Raw genomic sequence first — 20,969 nt, forward strand, 5'->3', positions numbered from 1 at the left:
CCGGCACATTCTCATTTATCGCGCGACTGCGTCCTGAATCTTCTCTTCTGCTTTCCAGATACGGTATTTTACTTCTACGTTTTCCGGGGTGTAGACCACAATCGGTAATTTGCTGTTATAACGCAACATACCGTCGTCACCCAAATGAGCGGTAATAAACTTCTTCTCTTTCTTGCCGTCCGGGCAGGCCATCATGGTTGAAACCGGAGAGGTAACTTTGTCGAATACGTAGTAGTCGTAACCCCAACCTTCCAGCGTTTTGCTGTCCAGTTCTCCGCCCAGGCGATGTTGGTTACAGTCAACGTCCAGCGTTTGGCCGATCAGCAGTTCTACCTTTAGAGTAGATTCATCTTTCTCAGGAGTAAGCTGGATAACCTGGCGTTTCATCCCTTTGTCTGCTTTCGGATACGGGGCGACTTTTTCCAGCGGCTGAGCGGGAGTATCACTGGTTGCTGCCCACGCAGAGGTGCTGGCAAACGTGGCTAGCAGGATGGCAGGGACGATTGTCTTCATCTTATTGTTCACAGTGTTTCCTTTCTTCTGTCTTCTGAACGTGTTTGCCGCAGATTAGCATATTCACATGCGCTATTAATCTAAATTTACTTATATTTAAAGTGTATTAATTGAATGTTTAATTGTTAAATAGAGATATGTTCTAAGATTTATCCTATTTTTAATATTATTCTCTTGGGTTTGCAATCGCTATATAACTTCTTATATAACTCATTGAAATGTGAGTAAAAGCGCGTTTTTTTATACCAACCCTACACTCTTTTGATCCGGCAACAGCATTTACCCCGATTGGGGTATGCACCTCTAACACATCCTGAAATATCTTACTGTTAAAAATAACTACTCATAAATAGTGCGGTTACTTATTGTCGTTCAACCCGCTCAGGGAGAGCGTCATTTATGCAAGGACAATGTCATGGTTGATTTATCCCGTCGAGGCATGTTGACAGGTAGCTGGCGTAACGCCAGTACGGGTATTCGTCCGCCGTGGAGCATGGAAGAATCTCACTTTTTGGCGCATTGCCTGCGTTGTGACACCTGCGTCCAGGCGTGTGAAACCGGCATCCTGCAGCGAGGCCAGGGCGGCTTTCCTAGCGTAAATTTCAAACACGGCGAGTGCAGCTTTTGTTATGCCTGCGCAGAGGCCTGCCCCGAATCACTCTTTCTTCCGCGCCACACCAGGGCCTGGGATCTGAATGTTACGATCGGTGAAAACTGTCTCGCCAATCAATCTGTAGAGTGTCATCGCTGTCAGGATAGCTGTGAACCCATGGCCATTACCTTTCGCCCCACGCTGTCCGGTATATATCAGCCACAGCTCGACAATCAAGCCTGTAGCGGATGTGGTGCGTGCGTCGCTACCTGTCCGGTATCAGCCATTAATGCGGAGTACCACCATGGACACTAACTGGCAGGTTTGCAGCCTGGTCGTTCAGGCCAAAAGTCAGCACATCAACGATATCGCTACGCAGTTACGTACATTTCCGGGTTGTGAGGTTGCACTCAGCGATGTGGAAAGCGGTCAACTGATTGTGGTGGTAGAAGCAGAACACAGTGAAACACTAATGAAAACAATTGAGTCAGTGCGCAACGTTGCGGGCGTACTGGCGGTGTCGCTGGTTTATCACCAGCAGGATGAGCAAGGTGAGGAAACACCATGAAACTCAGTCGTCGTAGCTTTATGAAAGCTAACGCCGTTGCGGCCGCTGCGGCGGCTGCCGGGTTAAGCGTGCCGGGCGTTGCCCGCGCGGTAGTCGGTCAGCAAGAAGCGATCAAATGGGACAAAGCCCCGTGCCGTTTTTGCGGTACCGGCTGTGGCGTATTGGTTGGCACCCAGCAAGGCCGCGTTGTGGCATGCCAGGGTGACCCGGAAGCGCCGGTTAACCGTGGACTTAACTGTATTAAAGGGTATTTCCTGCCCAAAATCATGTACGGAAAAGACCGTTTAACGCAGCCGATGCTGCGCATGAAGGACGGCAAATATCACAAAGAAGGCGAGTTCACCCCGATTAGCTGGGATCAGGCCTTTGATGTGATGGAAGAAAAATTCAAAACGTCGCTGAAAGAGAAAGGACCTGATGCCATCGGCATGTTTGGTTCCGGTCAATGGACCATCTGGGAAGGCTACGCCGCCGCGAAGCTGTTCAAAGCCGGTTTCCGTACCAACAATATCGACCCGAACGCGCGTCACTGCATGGCGTCAGCGGTGGTGGGCTTTATGCGTACCTTTGGGATGGATGAGCCGATGGGCTGCTATGACGATATTGAGCATGCGGATGCTTTCGTGCTGTGGGGCGCGAATATGGCGGAGATGCACCCGATTCTGTGGTCGCGCATCACTAACCGTCGTCTGTCCGATCCCAATGTCAACGTCGCAGTGCTGTCTACTTTCCAGCATCGTAGCTTTGAGCTGGCAGATAACGGCATGGTGTTTACGCCGCAAAGCGACCTGGTGATCCTCAACTATATCGCTAACTATATCATTCAAAACAATGCGATAAACCAGGATTTCTTTAGCAAGCACGTTAACCTGCGCAAAGGTGTAACGGATATTGGCTACGGCTTACGTCCAACGCATCCGCTGGAAAAAGCCGCGAAAAACCCGGGTTCCGATGCGTCTGAGCCGATCAGCTTTGAAGAGTACAAGGCGTTTGTTGCGGAATATACGCTGGATAAAACTGCAGAAATGACCGGCGTGCCGAAAGATCAGTTGGAACAGCTGGCGCAGCTGTATGCCGATCCGAAGAAGAAAGTCATCTCCTACTGGACGATGGGCTTTAACCAGCATACTCGCGGCGTATGGGCCAATAACCTGGTCTATAACCTGCACCTGCTGACCGGTAAAATCTCTCAGCCTGGCTGCGGGCCGTTCTCGCTGACCGGGCAGCCTTCCGCCTGTGGTACCGCCCGTGAAGTGGGGACGTTCTCTCACCGTCTGCCTGCGGACATGGTAGTAACCAACGAGAAACACCGCGATATCTGTGAGAAGCACTGGAATATTCCGGCGGGAACCATTCCGGCAAAAGTCGGTCTGCACGCCGTGGCGCAGGACCGTGCGCTGAAAGACGGCAAGTTAAATGTCTATTGGGCGATGTGTACCAACAACATGCAGGCCGGACCTAACATCAACGAAGAGCGTATGCCGGGCTGGCGCGATCCGCGTAACTTTATCATCGTGTCCGATCCGTACCCGACGGTCAGCGCCCTGGCGGCCGATCTGATCCTGCCAACAGCGATGTGGGTAGAGAAAGAAGGCGCTTACGGTAACGCTGAACGCCGTACTCAGTTCTGGCGCCAGCAAATTAAAGCGCCGGGTGAATCGAAATCGGATCTGTGGCAATTGGTGCAGTTCTCCCGTCGCTTCAAAACCGAAGAGGTCTGGCCGGAAGCACTGTTGGCACAGAAACCGGAGCTGCGCGGTAAAACGCTGTACGACGTCCTGTTCGCTACCTCTGCAGTCACGAAATTCCCGGTATCTGAACTGGCAGAAGATCAACTGAACGATGAATCCCGCGAACTGGGCTTTTATCTGCAAAAAGGGCTGTTCGAAGAGTATGCCTGGTTTGGTCGCGGTCATGGTCACGATCTGGCGCCATTTGACGATTACCACAAAGCGCGCGGTTTACGCTGGCCGGTTGTCGAGGGCAAAGAGACCCAGTGGCGCTACAGCGAAGGTAACGACCCTTACGTGAAAGCGGGCGAAAACTACAAGTTCTACGGCAAGCCGGATGGCAAAGCGGTCATCTTCGCGCTGCCGTTTGAACCCGCAGCAGAAGCGCCGGATAACGAGTATGACCTGTGGCTCTCCACCGGTCGCGTGCTGGAGCACTGGCACACCGGTAGCATGACGCGCCGCGTGCCTGAACTGCACCGCGCCTTCCCGGAAGCTGTGTTGTTTATTCATCCGCTGGATGCGAAAGCCCGCGATCTGCGTCGTGGCGACAAGGTGAAAGTTGTTTCCCGTCGTGGCGAAGTGATTTCGATTGTTGAAACCCGCGGTCGTAACCGTCCACCGCAGGGGCTGGTGTACATGCCGTTCTTCGACGCCGCACAGCTGGTGAACAACCTGACGCTGGATGCGACGGATCCGCTCTCTAAAGAGACGGATTTCAAGAAGTGCGCTGTGAAACTGGCGAAGGTGTAACGCGTTATGTCCCGGTCAGCAAAACCCCAAAATGGCCGCCGCCGCTTTCTGCGCGATATGGTTCGCGCAGCGGGCGGGCTGGCAGCCGTTGGCGTGGTGCTGGGGTTGCAACAGCAAACTGCACGTGCAACCGGCGTGCGGTTGCGCCCGCCAGGGGCATTGAGTGAGGACGCCTTTGCCAGTGCCTGCGTGCGCTGTGGACAGTGCGTTCAGGCTTGCCCGTATGACACGCTTAAACTGGCGACGCTGGCCTCCGGGCTGGCAGCCGGTACGCCGTATTTTGTCGCGCGCGATATTCCCTGTGAAATGTGTGAAGACATCCCGTGCGCCAAAGTCTGTCCAAGCGGCGCGTTGGACAGGGAGATCGAATCCATTGACGATTCACGCATGGGGCTGGCGGTACTGCTGGATCACGAAAACTGCCTCAACTATCAAGGGCTGCGCTGCGATGTCTGTTATCGCGAATGTCCGAAGATAGACGAGGCCATCACCCTGGAACTGGATCGCAATATGCGCACCGGCAAGCACGCGCGGTTTATTCCGACCGTACACAGCGATGCCTGTACCGGATGCGGTAAATGCGAAAAGGTCTGCGTGCTGGAACAGCCGGCAATAAAAGTGCTGCCGCTGTCGCTGGCGAAAGGGGAGTTGGGACACCATTACCGCTTCGGTTGGCTGGAGGGGAACAATGGCAAATCGTAAACGTGATGCCGGGCGTGAAGCGCGGGAGAAAAAAGGCTGGTGGCGCAGTCACCGTTGGCTGGTGCTGCGTCGTCTGACCCAGTTTTTGGTACTGGCGATGTTTCTTAGCGGTCCGTGGCTCGGGGTGTGGATCCTGCATGGCAATTACAGCAGTAGCCTGTTGCTGGATACCATCCCATTCACCGATCCGCTGATTACGTTGCAAAGCCTCGCCAGCGGACATCTGCCCGCGACCGTGGCGTTAATCGGTGCTGCACTTATTACGGGGCTGTATGCCCTGGCCGGTAAGCGGCTGTTTTGCAGCTGGGTCTGCCCAATTAACCCTGTCACCGATTTGGCAAGTGTGTTACGCCGAAGGTTTGACCTGAATCAGTCTGCGACTATTCCGCGCCATATACGGTACGTCCTGCTGGTCGTTATCCTGGTAGGATCCGCGCTGACCGGTACGCTGCTGTGGGAATGGATAAACCCGGTCTCTTTGCTGGGACGTAGCCTGGTGATGGGATTCGGTAGCGGTATCCTGCTGATTATTGCGCTGTTTTTATTTGATTTACTGGTTGTTGAGCATGGCTGGTGCGGGCACCTTTGCCCATTAGGCGCGCTGTATAGCGTGCTGGGAAGCAAAGGGGTATTAACCGTTTCGGCGAAAGAACGCGAGAGATGTAACCGCTGTATGGATTGTTTTCATGTTTGCCCGGAACCGCATGTGCTACGTGCCCCGGTGCTGGATGAGCAAAGCCCGGTGCAGGTAACCAGTCGCGATTGCATGGGTTGCGGTCGCTGTGTGGATGTCTGTTCTGAGGATGTTTTTACAATAACAACACGATGGAGTTCGGGAGCGAAATCATGAAAAGCCATGACCTGATTAAAGCGCTGAGTCAAATGACGGCCGCGCTGGCCCTGTTAGTGAGTGGGGCAGTGTGGGCTGCAAACGGAGTGGATCTGAGCCAGTCACCAGAAGTTTCGGGTACGCAGGAAGGGGCGATTCGCATGCCGAAAGAGCAGGAGCGTATGCCGCTGAACTATGTGAATCAGCCGCCGATGGTTCCGCACAGCGTTGACGGTTACCAGGTAACGACCAACACCAACCGCTGCCTGCAATGCCACGGCGTCGAAAGCTATCGCACCACCGGTGCGCCGCGCATTAGCCCGACGCACTTTATGGATAGCGATGGCAAAGTACTGGCGGAAGTTGCGCCGCGTCGCTATTTCTGCCTGCAGTGTCATGTCCCGCAGGCCAACACCGCACCGATTGTCGAAAACACCTTTACTCCATCGAAAGGTTACGGGAAATAAGAGGTCATTATGGAAAATTCTAACCGTAAACCAGGCTGGATTAAGCGCGTCTGGCAATGGTGGCGTCGCCCCAGCCGTCTGGCGCTCGGCACGCTGTTGTTAATCGGCTTTGTGGGCGGCATTATTTTCTGGGGCGGCTTTAATACCGGTATGGAAAAGGCCAATACAGAAGAGTTCTGCATTAGCTGTCACGAAATGCGCAACACGGTATACCAGGAATACATGGAAACCGTACACTACAACAACCGTAGTGGTGTGCGAGCAACGTGCCCTGATTGCCACGTCCCACACGAGTGGGGCCCGAAAATGATCCGTAAGATCAAGGCCAGCAAAGAGCTGTACGCGAAAGCACTGGGGTTGATAGATACACCGCAAAAATTTGAAGACCATCGTCTGACGATGGCGCAAAATGAATGGCGGCGTATGAAAGATAATAATTCGCAAGAGTGTCGTAACTGCCACAACTTCGAGTTTATGGATTTAACTGCCCAGAAAGGCGTGGCGGCTAAAATGCACGACCAGGCCGTAAAAGAAGGGCAAACGTGTATTGACTGTCATAAAGGGATTGCACACAAACTGCCTGATATGCGCGAAGTCAAACCGGGCTTTTAACAGGATGTAAATAATCAGGATGCTTGAAGCCAGAGAACTGCTCTGTGAGCGAGATGACAGAATACTGTTTAGCGATCTGTCATTTCGCGTTAACGCAGGAGAATGGGTGCAAATTACCGGAAGTAATGGCGCGGGGAAAACCACCCTGCTGCGGTTACTTACCGGGCTGGCTCGGCCTGATGCCGGAGACGTTCTCTGGCAAGGGCAACCGCTGCATCAGGTGCGGGACAATTTCCATCAGGAACTGCTGTGGATCGGACATCAGCCGGGGATAAAAACCCGGCTTTCGGCGTTGGAGAATCTGCGCTTTTTCCATCATGATGGCGATATCGCCCAGTGTCTGGACGCGCTGGCACAGGCAGGTCTTGCCGGATATGAAGATATTCCTGTCAATCAGCTCTCCGCCGGGCAGCAGCGTCGTGTTGCGTTGGCTCGCCTGTGGCTAACCCGCGCCCGACTGTGGATCCTCGATGAACCGTTCACCGCGATTGATGTTAATGGCGTTGAGCGCCTCACCCAACGTATGGCACAGCATACGGAGCAGGGCGGCATTGTTATTCTGACGACTCACCAGCCTCTCAATGTAGAAACCAATAAAGTGCGGCGCATCGCGCTGACCCGCGAGAGGACAGCGCAATGATGTGGCGAATTTTCCGTTTAGAACTGCGGGTTGCGTTTCGTCATAGTGCGGAGATCGCCAATCCATTATGGTTCTTCCTGATTGTGATTACGTTATTCCCGCTGAGCATTGGCCCGGAGCCACAACTGCTGGCACGCATTGCACCAGGGATTATCTGGGTGGCGGCATTGCTGGCGTCGTTGCTGGCGCTGGAACGCTTATTCCGGGATGACCTGCAGGACGGTAGCCTCGAACAGCTGATGCTGCTGCCGCTACCGTTACCGGCTGTGGTGCTGGCGAAGGTGATGGCGCATTGGGTAGTGACTGGCCTGCCGCTGCTGATCCTCTCGCCGCTGGTGGCGTTGCTGCTGGGTATGGATATGTACAGTTGGCAAATTATGGCGCTGACTCTGCTGCTCGGTACGCCGACACTGGGTTTTCTCGGGGCACCGGGCGTGGGATTAACGGTGGGATTAAAGCGTGGTGGCGTATTGTTAAGCGTACTGGTGCTACCGCTCACGATTCCATTACTGATTTTTGCCACCGCTGCGATGGATGCTGCCTCAATGCACTTACCCGTTGAAGGCTACATGGCGATTCTGGGTGCACTGTTGGTTGGGAGCGCGACGTTAAGTCCGTTTGCAACAGCCGCAGCGTTACGGATAAGCGTGCAGTAGCGCAGATTAGATGTGCAGGCCGGGCAAGGCGCTCCGGCAAAACGGATATTAATTTATGGAGTCTGGTGACTGAACTATGTGGAAAACACTTCATCAATTGGCGATGCCTCCCCGGCTCTATCAGATCTGTGGCTGGTTTGTCCCGTGGCTGGCGATTGCCAGCGCGGTGGTACTGGTGACGGGCTGGATCTGGGGATTTGGCTTTGCACCCGCGGATTATCAGCAGGGGCAGAGTTATCGCATCATCTACTTGCACGTCCCGGCGGCAATCTGGTCGATGGGCATTTACGCCTCGATGGCGGTTGCCGCGTTTATCGGCCTGGTCTGGCAGATGAAAATGGCCAATCTGGCGCTGGCGGCGATGGCCCCCATTGGTGCGGTGTTTACCTTTATTGCCCTGGTGACCGGTTCCGCGTGGGGTAAACCGATGTGGGGAACCTGGTGGGTGTGGGATGCCAGACTCACCTCTGAACTTGTGCTGCTGTTTCTTTACGTTGGCGCGATTGCGCTGTGGCACGCATTTGATGACCGCCGTGTGGCGGGGCGTGCCGCGGGGATTCTGGTGCTGATTGGCGTGGTTAACTTACCGATCATTCACTACTCGGTAGAGTGGTGGAATACGCTGCACCAGGGGTCGACTCGTATGCAGCAAAGTATCGACCCGGCGATGCGTGCGCCGCTGCGCCTGGCGATCGTCGGTTACCTGTTACTGTTTGTCACGCTGACGCTGATGCGTATGCGTAACCTGATTTTGTTGATGGAAAAACGCCGCCCGTGGGTGAGCGAACTGATCTTAAAAAGAGGCCGCCAATGACCCCTGCATTTGCATCCTGGAGTGATTTTTTCGCGATGGGCGGTTACGCCTTGTATGTCTGGTTGGCGGTGGCGATGAGCGTTATTCCGCTGACGGTGCTGGTACTGCATTCCGCGCTACAGCACCGCGCGATTTTACGCGGTGTGGCGCAGCAGCGGGCAAGAGAAGCCCGCATGCGTGCGGCGCAAGTACAACGGGAGGCGGCGTGAATATTCGACGTAAAAATCGGCTATGGATAGCCTGTGCGGTACTGGCGGGCCTGGCATTGACCATCACGCTGGTGCTTTACGCGCTGCGTTCCAATATCGACTTGTTCTATACGCCGGGCGAAATCCTCTACGGCAAACGTGAAACCCAGCAGATGCCAGAGGTCGGCCAACGCCTGCGCGTGGGCGGTATGGTCATGCCGGGCAGCGTGAAGCGCGACCCGCAATCGCTGAAGGTGAATTTCAGCATCTACGATGCCGAGGGTGTGGTGGATGTGACGTATGAAGGCATCCTGCCGGATCTGTTCCGTGAAGGGCAGGGCGTCGTTGTTCAGGGTGAACTGGATGAGGGGAATCATGTCCAGGCAAAAGAAGTCCTCGCCAAACATGATGAGAACTACACCCCGCCAGAAGTCGAAAAAGCGATGCAGGAAAACCATCGTCGCCCGGAAAGTGTTTATAAGGATAAAGCGTCATGATGCCTGAAATTGGCAACGGGCTGCTGTGCCTGGCGCTCGGCGTCGCATTGCTGCTCTCGGTCTATCCGCTGTGGGGCGTAGCGCGTGGCGATGTACGGATGATGGCCTCTGCGCGTCCCTTCGCCTGGTTGTTGTTTATCTGTGTGATGGGCGCGTTTTTGGTGTTGATTAACGCCTTTGTGGTCAATGACTTTACCGTGACCTACGTCGCCAGTAACTCCAATACCCAGCTTCCGGTCTGGTATCGTGTGGCGGCCACATGGGGCGCGCATGAAGGCTCGCTGCTGCTGTGGGTGCTGTTGATGAGCGGCTGGACGTTTGCCGTGGCGCTGTTTAGTCAGCGTATGCCGCTGGATATCGTCGCCCGCGTGCTGGCGGTGATGGGGATGGTCAGCGTCGGCTTCCTGCTGTTTATTCTGTTTACCTCCAACCCGTTTGCCCGCACGCTGCCGGACTTTCCGATAGAAGGGCGCGACCTGAACCCGCTGTTGCAGGATCCGGGGCTTATTTTCCACCCGCCGCTGCTGTATATGGGCTATGTCGGTTTCTCCGTTGCCTTTGCTTTTGCCATTGCGGCGCTGATGAGCGGGCGTCTGGACAGCACCTTTGCCCGTTTTTCACGCCCGTGGACGCTGGCGGCGTGGGTGTTCCTGACGCTGGGTATTGTGCTCGGTTCGGCCTGGGCTTACTACGAGTTGGGCTGGGGCGGTTGGTGGTTCTGGGATCCAGTTGAGAACGCCTCGTTTATGCCGTGGCTGGTGGGGACTGCGCTGATGCACTCCCTGGCCGTTACGGAGCAACGCGCCAGCTTTAAGGCCTGGACGCTACTGCTGTCAATTTGCGCCTTTTCCTTGTGCTTGTTAGGGACGTTCCTCGTGCGCTCGGGCGTGCTGGTGTCGGTGCATGCCTTCGCCTCCGACCCGTCGCGAGGGATGTTTATCCTGGCCTTTATGGTGCTGGTGATTGGCGGTTCACTGCTGCTGTTTGCGGTACGTGGGCATAAGGTTCGCTCACGGGTCAATAACGCGCTGTGGTCGCGTGAATCGCTGCTGCTGGGGAATAACGTTCTGCTGATTGCCGCCATGCTGGTGGTCCTGCTGGGCACGTTGCTGCCGCTGGTGCATAAACAGCTCGGGCTGGGCAGTATTTCGATTGGTGAGCCGTTCTTCAATACCATGTTCACCTGGTTGATGGCACCGTTCGCTCTGCTGCTGGGGATTGGGCCGCTGGTGCGCTGGGGACGCGACCGACCGCGTAAACTGAAAACGTTGCTGATTATTGCTTTTGTCACCACGCTGGTACTGTCTGTGCTGCTGCCGTGGTTATTTGAGGATCGCATTGCCGCGATGACCGTCGTCGGTATGGCAATGGCTTGCTGGATTTTTGTGCTGGCCATGTCTGAGGCGTTCCTGCGTATTTCGCGCGGCACGAAGCTGACGCCGAGTTACTGGGGCATGGTATCGGGTCACGTGGGGCTGGCCGTCACTATTGTCGGTATTGCGTTTAGCCAGAACTACAGTGTTGAGCGCGATGTACGCATGAAGGCGGGCGACAGCGTCGGCATTCATGATTACCAGTTCACCTTCCGTGAAGTGAAAGATATCACCGGACCTAACTATCGTGGTGGTGTTGCGATTATTGGCGTCACGCGTGATGGCAAACCGGAAGCGACGCTGCATGCGGAAAAACGCTTTTATAACAGCACCAGCTCGATGATGACCGAAGCGGCCATTGACGGCGGGTTTACCCGAGACCTGTACGCGGCGCTGGGCGAGGAGCTGGACAACGGCGCATGGGCCGTGCGTCTGTATTACAAACCGTTTATTCGCTGGATTTGGGCCGGAGGGTTACTGATGGCGCTGGGCGGATTGTTCTGCCTGTTTGATCCGCGCTATCGCCAGCGCACGCGTCCCCGCACTGCCGGGCAAGAAAAAGCGCCGGAGGCTGTATGAAGCGCAACGCACTGTTAATTCCGTTTATTATTTTTCTCGTGATTGCCGCAGCGTTGCTGTGGCAGCTGGCACGTAACGCGCAGGGCGACGATCCTACAAATCTGGAGTCGGCGCTGATCGGTAAACCGGTACCGACATTCCGTCTGGAGTCGCTGGAGAACCCGGGTCAGCATTATCAGGCCGATGTGCTTACGCAGGGCAAGCCGGTACTGCTTAACGTCTGGGCGACCTGGTGTCCGACCTGTCGCGCTGAACATCAGTATCTGAACCAGCTTTCCGCGCAGGGTATTCGGGTTGTGGGTCTGAACTACAAAGACGATCGCCAGAAAGCTATTGTCTGGCTGAAAGAGCTGGGTAATCCGTATGCGCTGAGCCTGTTTGACGGCGACGGAATGCTGGGTCTGGATCTGGGGGTATACGGCGCGCCGGAAACATTCCTGATCGACGGTAAAGGCATTATTCGTTACCGCCATGCCGGTGATTTAAACGCCAGGGTGTGGGAGAGCGAGCTCAAACCGTTGTGGGATAAGTACAGTAAGGAGGCTGCGCAATGAGATTTTTATTGGGCGTGCTGATGCTGATAGTCTCCGGTTCGGCGTTAGCCACTATCGATGTGATGCAGTTCAAGGACGAAGCGCAGGAACAGCAGTTCCGCCAGCTTACCGAGCAGCTGCGTTGTCCTAAATGTCAGAACAACAGCATCGCTGATTCTAACTCAATGATTGCCACCGACCTGCGTCAGAAAGTGTATGAGCTGATGCAGGAAGGGAAAAGCCAGAAAGAGATCGTCGATTACATGGTGGCGCGTTATGGCAACTTCGTAACCTACGATCCGCCGCTGACACCGCTGACTGTACTGCTATGGGTGATGCCGCTGGTGGCGATTGGTCTGGGAGGCTGGATTATTTTCGCCCGCTCTCGTCGTCGCGTTCGCCTGAAGCAGGAAGAATTTCCTGACGATACCACACCGGATGGCACACGGGGTGGATGGTGGCTGTTTGCACCTGGCGTGGTGGTGGCGCTTGTGGTGGGTGCGGTGAGCTATTACTACACCGGTAATTATAAGCAGGTAAAAGTTTGGCAGCAGGCCACCGCTCAGGCTCCGGCGCTGCTGGAACGCGCATTGGATCCGAAAGCCGATCCGCTGAATGAAGAGGACATGACGCGCCTGGCGCTGGGGTTGCGTACGCGGCTGCAATCTGATGCCGGAAACGTTGAAGGCTGGATTATGCTCGGGCGCATTGGCATGGTATTAGGCAATGCCAGTACGGCGACTGAAGCCTACGCCAACGCTTACCGGCTGGATCCGAAAAATAGTGATGCCGCGTTGGGCTATGCGGAAGCGCTGACCCGTTCCTCCGATCCGGACGATAACCGTCGGGGAGGGGAATTGTTAAGCCAACTGGTCAGGAGCGATCATGCCAACGTCCGTGTGCTGAGTATGTATGCGTTTAATGCGTTTGAGCAGCAGCGTTTTGGCGAAGCGGTGGCCGCGTGGGAGATGATGCTGAAATTATTGCCTGCCAATGACACTCGTCGCTCGGTAATTGAGCGCAGCATTAAACAAGCTCTGGAGCAGCTGTCGCCGCAGGAGAAATAAGCGTGGAAGATGCCGGATGGCGACGCAAAGCGTCTTATCCGGCCTACCGATGCACGCGACTTGTAGGCCCGATAAGCGTAGCGCCATCGGGCAATATCTGGTTATTGCATGCCGCGCGTTTGCAAAAACAGGATGGTTGCTGCTACGCGAGAACGTACGTTGAGCTTGCGCAGAAGATTTCGAATATGCACTTTCACTGTTTGTTCAGAGATATTCAGCACTGACGCGATCTGTTTGTTTGACAGCCCCTGTGCCAGCTCGTGTAACACATCCAGTTCACGCTCGGTCAGCATGCTGAACGGATCTTCTTCTGCGCCAAACAGTTCACGTTCACGCAAGTAGTTGCTGACGCGTTCGCTAAATGCTTTACCACCTTTAGCACCGCTGCGAATAGCGTCAAGCAACACTTCCGGATCGCTGTCTTTCAGCAAATAACCGTCAGCGCCAGCATCAATTAAGGCGTAAACATCGCTGGCGGAATCTGACACGGTAAGAATGATAATTTGTGCCGTGACGCCATCCCGACGCAGTGCATTCAGAGTATCCAGCCCGCTCATACCTTTCATATTGAGATCCAGCAGGATCACATCCAGGTCAAGCCGGTTTGCCAGATCGATAGCACTCGCGCCATCGCCAGCTTCGGCAACCACGTCAAATGCGCTATCCAACTGCAGTAATTGACTGATTCCTCGCCGCATGAGTGGGTGGTCATCAACGATCATCACCTTAAAAGGTGTTAATTCAGGCATCTTTTTCTCCTGAGCACTCTTAATTTCGTTATATTTCGGGGCATGGGATAATCCTGATTTATCACGCAGATGATAAGGCAACGTGACCCTACTTTTTACAGGTGCAAATAGTATATCCTGACTCAAAAAGCTCTCATTGGAATTTTTACAAAGAATACTCTTTATGACTTGAATCAAGGTGGTGGCGGTTTGCGAGACAATATAAAAAAACCGCAACGACTGGCGCTGCGGTTGTCTTTTAATTGCTGAGCGTCATCTTAAAAACGGCGCTTAGTTTTTCTCGTTTGCCAGCGTCATCGATTTAGCGTTGGCTTTGGTGAGAAGTTTCAGCGCAAAGAACGCCAGCAGCAGTCCACCGATACCGAAGATGATGTCGCCCGGGACACGCAGCCAGACCAGAGTTTCAACAATATGAGAGTGGATCACTTCCGGAGAGCGCGCGTACCACAGCCCTTTATCAATGCTGGCCCATGACTGATAAATCCCCACTGGCAGCAGCGAGACAAAGACCATCCACGTTAAGCCGATGTTCATCAACCAGAACGCCCATTTCAACAGAGAATCAACCCAATGGTTGTCCGGCAGCAGACCGCGCAGGCAGAACAGCATCAGACCAATACCGAGCATACCGTACACGCCAAACAGCGCGGCATGAGCATGCGCCGCCGTCAGGTTCAGACCCTGAACATAGTAGAGTGAAATCGGTGGGTTAATGGCAAAGCCCAGCAGGCCAGCGCCGACCATATTCCAGAATGCGACTGCTACGAAGAAGAAGATCATCCAACGGTAACGCTGTACCCACGGTGCTTTACGCGCCAGAGAGTAACTGTGCGCCGCTTCAATCCCCACCAGCGACAGCGGAACCACTTCCAGTGCAGAGAAGATAGAACCCCAGGCAATGACCGAGATTGGTGCTCCGGTGAAGTACAGGTGGTGCAGCGTACCCAGAATGCCACCAAACAGGAAGATAATGGTCGAGAACAGGGTCGCTTTGTTCGCCGCACTGCTACGGATAAGTCCCAGACGACAGAAGATAAGCGCAATTACGGCGGTGGCGAAGACTTCAAAGAAACCTTCTACCCACAGGTGTACCAGCCACCAGCGCCAGTATTCAATAATGGCGTAATGCGTCTTAAAGCCCCAAATCAGGGATGTAGAGTAGAACAGGCCGATACAAATGGCTGCCAGGAACATCAGCATGATCAGGCCACGGTTTTCTGACGGACGAGTGAGGGCAGGCCATAATGCACGCCCCACCAGCACCAGCCAAATCATCAGACCGATAAACAACAGCCACTGCCACATGCGTCCCATGTTGGTGAACTCGAGACCCTGAGCACCAATATAGAAGTTCTGTTTGGCATCCAGATAGCCCATTGCGCCCAACCAGCCGAAGCCCAGCGAACCAACCACCAGAATCAGCAGCGCAACAAACAGAATGTTCACGCCCAGACGCTGGAATGCGGGCTCCTGGCCTGAAATCAACGGGGCGATATACAGACCGGTTGCCAGCCACGCGGTGGCAATCCACAGGACCGACAACTGGGTGTGCCAGCTACGCAGTACGGTGTACGGTAAGATTTGCGATAGCGGGATGCCGAAGAAATCCTGACCTTCTACGCTGTAGTGCGCGGTCATTGAACCGAGGAAAATTTGTACCATAAACAGGGCGATCACCACATAAAAGTATTTTGTGGTTGCACGCATTGATGGCGTCAGTGTCAACCGGAACAGCGGATCGCTGGCCGGGGAGGCAATTGTTTCGTCTTCTTCGTTACGGAAATGGTACCAAACCAGGGCACCGATGCCGCCCAGCAGCAAAATAACGCTGGCAATAGACCAGATACCTAAGCTGGCGCTTGGCGTATTACCCACCAGCGCTTCATGCGGCCAGTTGCTGGTGTAAGTGATGGTATCACCCGGGCGTTCGGTGGTGGCAGCCCAGGCGCTCCAGAAGAAGAAGGCGCCAAGATCTTGACGGTCCAGAGAAGAGGAAAGCGTATTTTCCTTCATCGCATAGTCAACGCGCAGCGCGTGGAAATCCGGCGCGTCGCTGAACAGCCCGTCATAATGTGCGGCAACCTCGCGAATAGCTTTGGCGCGCTCCGGTGTAATAATGATGACATTACGCAGAGCGTCATAGCTATTATGGCGCATCTCCTGCTTCATCAGGCCGCCCGCAACCAACTGTTGTTCTTGCGTTAGCGCATCGAACGGTTGCTGATATTTTTTCTCGGCGATGATGTCGCGTAAGGCAAGCGCTTCGCGATGTAGCCAGTCTGCAGACCAGTCAGGCGCAACGTAGCTGCCGTGGCCCCAGACGGAACCCAGCTGTTGACCGCCAGATTTAAACCAGGCTTCCTGCCCATCCTGAATTTGTTCCCCAGTGAAAACCTGCTCGCCATCCGTCGTGATAACTTGCGCCGGAATAGGTGGAGCCTGCTGATAAATCTCGCCGCCCAGCCACAGTAGCACGCCAAAGGACGCCAGGCAGATAACGAGAAGCGTTAGCCATAAACGCTTTGAGTAATGCATAACCTAACCTTTTTTATTGTACAAAGCCTGAGCCATCGCGACGCAGGAGGGGGAAGGTACTTTCCCCTGACATATCTTTACACATATAAACATGTATTTTAAATACAACTTTGTGTGTATAAAGAGGGTTATGCGCTGATTTTGATTTATAAGTAAGCTGGCGGGGCGAGTGCATAGGCGTCACTATCAACAGATAGTGCTCACTGTGTTTCTTAACGACACGAAAATTATTCAGTTATTACGTCATTATTTTTCAACATGTTAAATAATGATGAGTACATTTCTGCTTAGCAGGTATCCATCGAATACCTGCTCATCGCATTATTTAGCGCAATACACTCTTGCCTCACGAGGTGTGTAGATACCGATAGTGATAATGCGTAAGAAGACATCCATTCCCGATTCCTGTACTTCGGTACGGATAACTTTGTCAGCACTACCGCAAACAAGCGCTGCATCAATAATTTGCGACTGGCCTATGCCATTAACAAAAAAGCTTTGTTTGACCTCTTGGGTAGGCTTTTCGGCAATGCCGTTATTTATTTTAAAGGTTTGCTGCGCGCAGCCTGCTAACGCTACAGTCGCAACTAATGCCATCATTAACTTTTTCATTTTTACCATCGTGAGATTTGGATAGAAATGCCATGTTCTTATTTATTTTATTTCTCACATATCCGACCAGCGATTTCCTCCGCTATGAAATGCTGAACGTTTAATCATGGTTTATCAAAGTGAATAGTTAATGATATGTTTGTGTCGTCACTGCCTTTATGATTTACCATTTGACAACATTAATTAAATATCAACATTAATGGGTGAGAACAGTAAACGAAATTGATATTAGAAATGCAATAAGGCAGAAGAGAGATAAGCAGAGTAATTAAGGCGAACGGTACTGAGTACCGTTCTTAACCACCTCACCAGAACTTACCAGAATATAGTGCTGGCTTATTGGTACTGATTTATAGGGGCCCTAAGCCCTAAAATGGTCAGTCTGCAATACTCAACGCTAACTGACGAGCAATAGTTTTTGGCAGCGCAAAGCGACAGGTTTTCAAGGGATCGACAACCTGGCAAACCTGCAGATCGCCAGCAATACTAAGCACATTGATTGCATCATCCAGCGGCAACGTGCTGTTATCGGCAATAAAGTGTGCCATATTACGGGTCGCCATATTGGCCGCTTCATCCAGTGTGAGTGCCGATGCCAGAGTAAACAGTGTATCGTCATTTTCAAGCATCGGTAACGGCAAACGTCTGCCTTTTATAATACTCAGTTCAACAGTAACTTCGCCTGTGATCTCCAGTCCACAGACGGAGACCTCGCCATCGCCCATCGCTGCATGTAGATCGCCAAGCGCAAATAGTGCGCCAGGGACATTAACCGGTAGCCAGAGCGTAGCTCCAGCGACAATTTCTTTACAGTCCATATTGCCGCCGTGGTTACCCGGGGTACCGCAAGAGATAGCCTCACCGCCAGGGGCGACACCAATTACGCCAATCATGGGTTGCAATTTCACACTCACCCCACCGGGTAGGTGAGCGTGATCATTAGCGATTGGGATAATAGAGACCTGAGGGGTAGTCAATTCATCCCCAATAACTCCCAGTCCTGGCGCGGTTACCATAACCGCCCAATCACGCGTCAGAGTAATGCGCTTAATATTAACTTTGAGAACATCGCCGGGTTCTGCACCTTCAATAAACACAGGGCCAGTTGCCGGATTAATGCGTTGCCAGTCAAGCTGAGTAAATTCCGTTTCTTTCACCACAATCTGGTCGGAAAAACAGTCGCATGTATTGAACACGACGTCTGTGCCACTTTTTACTGTGGCAACAGGCTGATTGTCGCGAGACATCGCATAAATCACCTGTTTATTATCAATTTGCACCATGTATTTACCTGTCTGTTTGCTTTTACTTTTTTCTCTTTCACCGCCGTCATGAAAGAGGACACTTATTATGTATCGATCCGGCAAGGAAAAAGCAATGACTCCCTGTCCGCAATATTCTGGAATCACAATAACACCAGATAATGAACTTATTCTGTGCATAGCATTGCACGAAAAAGAGGCATTGCACTATTCCGGTGCGTCACATTGCCATTTATGTGTTTAGCATCTGCTGGTTTGTTAGGATATTTAAAGAAATCATTTTTGGCGTAAATTTTGCTTTGGTTTATATCAGCAAACCATCACCGTTTTAAGAAGGCAGAAAATAATAACTGGCCGCTAACGGTGTTAACACAACAGAGGGAGTGTATGAGCAAGGTAATAACTGACTACACCTACGCATTTTCGGCGGAAAATGTGCCGGTGGCGATCGCAGAGAGTGGTGAAACACTGGTGTTTAAAACACAGGATTGCTTTTCCGGGCGTATTTGTCAGCCTGATGATTTGACCACGAATTTTAACTACGATTCCGCTAACCCGGCCAGCGGGCCTGTATATGTTGTAGATGCTAAACCGGGTGATGTACTGATGGTTGAGATCCTTGATATCCGCACGGCATCGCAGGGCGTCGTCACGACCTTACCGGGTTGTGGGCCGTTAAGTGAAACCCAGCAAATCCGCACCAAACCAGTCGTAATTTATGATAACCACGCCCTGTTTAATGATATCCGTTTTCCGATTGACCCGATGGTTGGGGTGATCGGAGTTGCGCCTGCTGCTGGTGCGGTGGCCTGTGGTTTCCCGGGAAGCCATGGCGGCAATATGGACTGCAAGCAGATCCGTAAAGGCGCGGTTCTCTATCTGCCTGTGCAGGTCGAAGGGGCTTTGTTTGCGCTTGGTGATTTACACGCTGTAATGGGAGATGGCGAAATTTGTGGGACAGGGCTGGAGGTTGCCGGAGAAGTGGACGTCCGTCTGACACTATTGAGAGGTCCAGTCCTCCAGTGGCCTGTACTGGAAACGGCAGACAAATGGTATGCCATCGCCAGTGCGGCGCAGTATCCGGAAGCCTTAAAGTATGCGGCAGAGCAACTGCAGGAATTGATTTGCGCCGCTTATGGCTGGGATTTAACTGATGCTTATCTCTATATGAGTTTGCAGAGCGATACTGAAATTTGCCAGGCCTGTAAGCCATGCGCCGTCGACCTTATTGTTCGGATTGGTACACCTAAATTGGCTGGTAAGCCGCTGATTGTTCGGGAGGAAAAATGAGTCACACAACTACAGAACCGACGTTAAAAGTGGCGTTAAGTTATAAAGATTTGGTGATTTATGGGCTGGTGTTTATGGTTGTTATCGCCCCAATGTCGATTTTTGGCTTTGTCTCGAAAGAGAGCCATGGTATGGCGCCGTTGGTCTACATTGTCGGGATTGCCTGTATGATTTTCACCGCCTTAAGCTACCGAAAAATGTCTCAGCGTTATCCTATCGCTGGCAGTGTTTATGCTTATGTGAATAAAGCGACCAATCCGCATATTGGCTTTCTCGCTGGATGGCTCATAATGATGGACTACCTCTTTGCCCCCGCCCTGTTGTATGCAATGACTGCCTCATGGTGTACCGATCTGATCCCTTTTGTTCCGGGGTGGGCATGGATCGCGTTATTTATTCTGACAAACTGTTGGGTCAATATTCGTGGTATTGAGAATACAGCAAAAGCTGATATTTTTATCTTTAGTATCTCCATATTAGCGTTGATCGTGTTCCTGGTGGTCGGTATCCACTATGTACTCAATGGTGGGGGTACGGGGGAATTTAATCTGGTCCCATTGTATCGGCCGAATGTGATTGATCCGCAATTCATAGGTACCGCAGTCACTATTGCGGCACTATCTTTCCTTGGATTTGATGGGATCAGCACCCTCGCCGAAGAGGCGAAAAACCCTACGCGTGATATTGGCCGAGCCATTATTGTGGCGTTGCTGGTGGTGGGCGCGTTCTTTATTCTGCAATGCTACGTCGCCACGCTGATCCAGCCTGACTTCACTAAAATGAATCCTGACACAGCCTTCTTTGATGCCGCTTATCTGGCCGGAGGAACACCGCTTAAAATCTTCCTGTTGATCGTCAATATCCTGGCGGTTGGGGTTGCCAATACTCTGGCAGCACAGGCTGCAGCTTCCCGTATTGTCTATGGCATGGCCCGAGATAACTTTTTGCCAAAAATATTCTCCCGCATCCACCCGACATACCGGACGCCGTGGATAAGCACCATTGCTATCGGCATCTTATCGATGATTCTCGGAATCTCTTTATCGATTGATTTTTTAGCCAAACTGATCAATTTCGGTGCCATGACCTCCTTTATCATCCTCAATATCAGCGTGTTCTGGATGTTCTTCATTAAGGAGAAACAGCGTAGCGGTTTGGGAAATATCTTTTCTAACCTGATTTTTCCGTTGATTGGAACCGGGATCTTGGCCTATGTCTGGATCAATTTTGATAAAGCCACCATGGAAATTGGTTTTACCTGGCTTGCTCTGGGGATCATTGTTGGGATGGTGAAAACTCGATTCTATAAAATGGTGCCGACACCCGTATCATTGAACTAAACGATTGGCTACCGCAGAATTATGCGGTAGCACATCCCTGGGGTTACGATCGGCAACCCTTTCTCCCC

22 protein-coding genes are annotated in these 20,969 nt (G+C 52.7%); 17 read left to right on the forward strand and 5 right to left on the reverse strand.

What is annotated here, in order from left to right; all coding sequences use genetic code 11:
- Nucleotides 1-15: 15 nt before the first annotated feature.
- Nucleotides 16-513: a serine protease inhibitor ecotin gene (gene eco, locus IMQ48_RS20020; protein ID WP_096759370.1), complete on the reverse strand. Its 498-nt coding sequence runs from the start codon at nt 511-513 to the stop codon at nt 16-18.
- A gap of 415 nt (nt 514-928) precedes the next feature.
- Between eco and napF the strand changes: the two genes are divergently transcribed.
- The 15 genes from napF (at nt 929) to IMQ48_RS20095 (ending at nt 13,113) form a co-directional block, all read left to right on the forward strand.
- Nucleotides 929-1,420 carry a ferredoxin-type protein NapF gene (napF, locus tag IMQ48_RS20025; protein WP_196210380.1) on the forward strand — a complete coding sequence of 164 codons (492 nt, stop codon included), beginning with the start codon at nt 929-931 and terminating at the stop codon, nt 1,418-1,420.
- Nucleotides 1,410-1,673: a chaperone NapD gene (gene napD, locus IMQ48_RS20030; protein WP_096756429.1), complete on the forward strand. Its 264-nt coding sequence runs from the start codon at nt 1,410-1,412 to the stop codon at nt 1,671-1,673. The genes napF and napD overlap by 11 nt, the downstream gene beginning before the upstream one ends.
- Entirely contained in the window at nt 1,670-4,156 is a 2,487-nt protein-coding gene (gene napA / locus IMQ48_RS20035; protein WP_196210381.1) for a nitrate reductase catalytic subunit NapA, read from the forward strand. Before napD ends, napA begins: the two co-directional genes overlap by 4 nt.
- 6 nt (nt 4,157-4,162) lie before the next feature.
- A complete protein-coding gene (gene napG / locus IMQ48_RS20040; protein WP_196210382.1) occupies nt 4,163-4,858 on the forward strand; it encodes a ferredoxin-type protein NapG in 696 nt (231 codons plus the stop codon).
- On the forward strand, nt 4,845-5,708 hold the full coding sequence (gene napH / locus IMQ48_RS20045; protein ID WP_196210383.1) for a quinol dehydrogenase ferredoxin subunit NapH: 864 nt from the start codon (nt 4,845-4,847) through the stop codon (nt 5,706-5,708). Before napG ends, napH begins: the two co-directional genes overlap by 14 nt.
- A complete protein-coding gene (gene napB, locus IMQ48_RS20050; protein WP_196210384.1) occupies nt 5,705-6,154 on the forward strand; it encodes a nitrate reductase cytochrome c-type subunit in 450 nt (149 codons plus the stop codon). The genes napH and napB overlap by 4 nt, the downstream gene beginning before the upstream one ends.
- 9 nt (nt 6,155-6,163) lie before the next feature.
- Entirely contained in the window at nt 6,164-6,766 is a 603-nt protein-coding gene (gene napC / locus IMQ48_RS20055; RefSeq protein WP_096756434.1) for a cytochrome c-type protein NapC, read from the forward strand.
- A gap of 13 nt (nt 6,767-6,779) precedes the next feature.
- Nucleotides 6,780-7,406 carry a cytochrome c biogenesis heme-transporting ATPase CcmA gene (ccmA, locus tag IMQ48_RS20060; RefSeq protein ID WP_370551871.1) on the forward strand — a complete coding sequence of 209 codons (627 nt, stop codon included), beginning with the start codon at nt 6,780-6,782 and terminating at the stop codon, nt 7,404-7,406.
- Nucleotides 7,403-8,062 carry a heme exporter protein CcmB gene (ccmB, locus tag IMQ48_RS20065; RefSeq protein WP_196210386.1) on the forward strand — a complete coding sequence of 220 codons (660 nt, stop codon included), beginning with the start codon at nt 7,403-7,405 and terminating at the stop codon, nt 8,060-8,062. Before ccmA ends, ccmB begins: the two co-directional genes overlap by 4 nt.
- 76 nt (nt 8,063-8,138) lie before the next feature.
- On the forward strand, nt 8,139-8,876 hold the full coding sequence (locus IMQ48_RS20070; RefSeq protein WP_196210387.1) for a heme ABC transporter permease: 738 nt from the start codon (nt 8,139-8,141) through the stop codon (nt 8,874-8,876).
- The gene (gene ccmD, locus IMQ48_RS20075; protein WP_096756437.1) at nt 8,873-9,085 is read left to right on the forward strand and encodes a heme exporter protein CcmD; all 213 of its coding nucleotides are present in this window, start codon (nt 8,873-8,875) and stop codon (nt 9,083-9,085) included. Before IMQ48_RS20070 ends, ccmD begins: the two co-directional genes overlap by 4 nt.
- Entirely contained in the window at nt 9,082-9,561 is a 480-nt protein-coding gene (gene ccmE, locus IMQ48_RS20080; protein WP_135321249.1) for a cytochrome c maturation protein CcmE, read from the forward strand. The genes ccmD and ccmE overlap by 4 nt, the downstream gene beginning before the upstream one ends.
- Nucleotides 9,558-11,513, forward strand: a complete 1,956-nt coding sequence (locus IMQ48_RS20085; protein ID WP_196210388.1) for a heme lyase CcmF/NrfE family subunit — start codon at nt 9,558-9,560, stop codon at nt 11,511-11,513. Before ccmE ends, IMQ48_RS20085 begins: the two co-directional genes overlap by 4 nt.
- A complete protein-coding gene (dsbE, locus tag IMQ48_RS20090) occupies nt 11,510-12,067 on the forward strand; it encodes a thiol:disulfide interchange protein DsbE (protein ID WP_096756440.1) in 558 nt (185 codons plus the stop codon). The genes IMQ48_RS20085 and dsbE overlap by 4 nt, the downstream gene beginning before the upstream one ends.
- Complete coding sequence (locus IMQ48_RS20095) at nt 12,064-13,113, forward strand: cytochrome c-type biogenesis protein CcmH (RefSeq protein WP_196210389.1); 1,050 nt, start codon at nt 12,064-12,066, stop codon at nt 13,111-13,113. The genes dsbE and IMQ48_RS20095 overlap by 4 nt, the downstream gene beginning before the upstream one ends.
- A 101-nt stretch (nt 13,114-13,214) precedes the next feature.
- Here the strand turns inward: IMQ48_RS20095 and narP are convergent, their stop codons facing one another.
- The 4 genes from narP to IMQ48_RS20115 all read right to left on the reverse strand — a co-directional run bounded on the left by narP (nt 13,215) and on the right by IMQ48_RS20115 (nt 18,292).
- Entirely contained in the window at nt 13,215-13,862 is a 648-nt protein-coding gene (narP, locus tag IMQ48_RS20100) for a nitrate/nitrite response regulator protein NarP (RefSeq protein ID WP_196210390.1), read from the reverse strand.
- A 270-nt stretch (nt 13,863-14,132) separates the two neighbouring features.
- Nucleotides 14,133-16,397 (reverse strand): nitric-oxide reductase large subunit, encoded by a 2,265-nt coding sequence (locus IMQ48_RS20105; RefSeq protein ID WP_196210391.1) that lies wholly within the window; start codon nt 16,395-16,397, stop codon nt 14,133-14,135.
- 321 nt (nt 16,398-16,718) lie between these two features.
- On the reverse strand, nt 16,719-17,009 hold the full coding sequence (locus tag IMQ48_RS20110; RefSeq protein ID WP_196210392.1) for a Bor family protein: 291 nt from the start codon (nt 17,007-17,009) through the stop codon (nt 16,719-16,721).
- A 377-nt stretch (nt 17,010-17,386) separates the two neighbouring features.
- Nucleotides 17,387-18,292, reverse strand: coding sequence for an acetamidase/formamidase family protein (locus IMQ48_RS20115; protein ID WP_230326492.1), 906 nt, complete (start codon nt 18,290-18,292; stop codon nt 17,387-17,389).
- Between the two features lie 366 nt (nt 18,293-18,658).
- On the opposite strand from IMQ48_RS20115, the gene IMQ48_RS20120 reads away from it, so the two are divergent.
- Nucleotides 18,659-19,561, forward strand: coding sequence for an acetamidase/formamidase family protein (locus tag IMQ48_RS20120; RefSeq protein ID WP_196210393.1), 903 nt, complete (start codon nt 18,659-18,661; stop codon nt 19,559-19,561).
- Nucleotides 19,558-20,901, forward strand: coding sequence for an APC family permease (locus IMQ48_RS20125; protein WP_196210394.1), 1,344 nt, complete (start codon nt 19,558-19,560; stop codon nt 20,899-20,901). Before IMQ48_RS20120 ends, IMQ48_RS20125 begins: the two co-directional genes overlap by 4 nt.
- The last annotated feature ends 68 nt before the right edge of the window (nt 20,902-20,969 follow it).

The sequence above is a fragment of the Citrobacter sp. Res13-Sevr-PEB04-36 genome (assembly GCF_015672735.1).
GTDB lineage: Bacteria > Pseudomonadota > Gammaproteobacteria > Enterobacterales > Enterobacteriaceae > Citrobacter.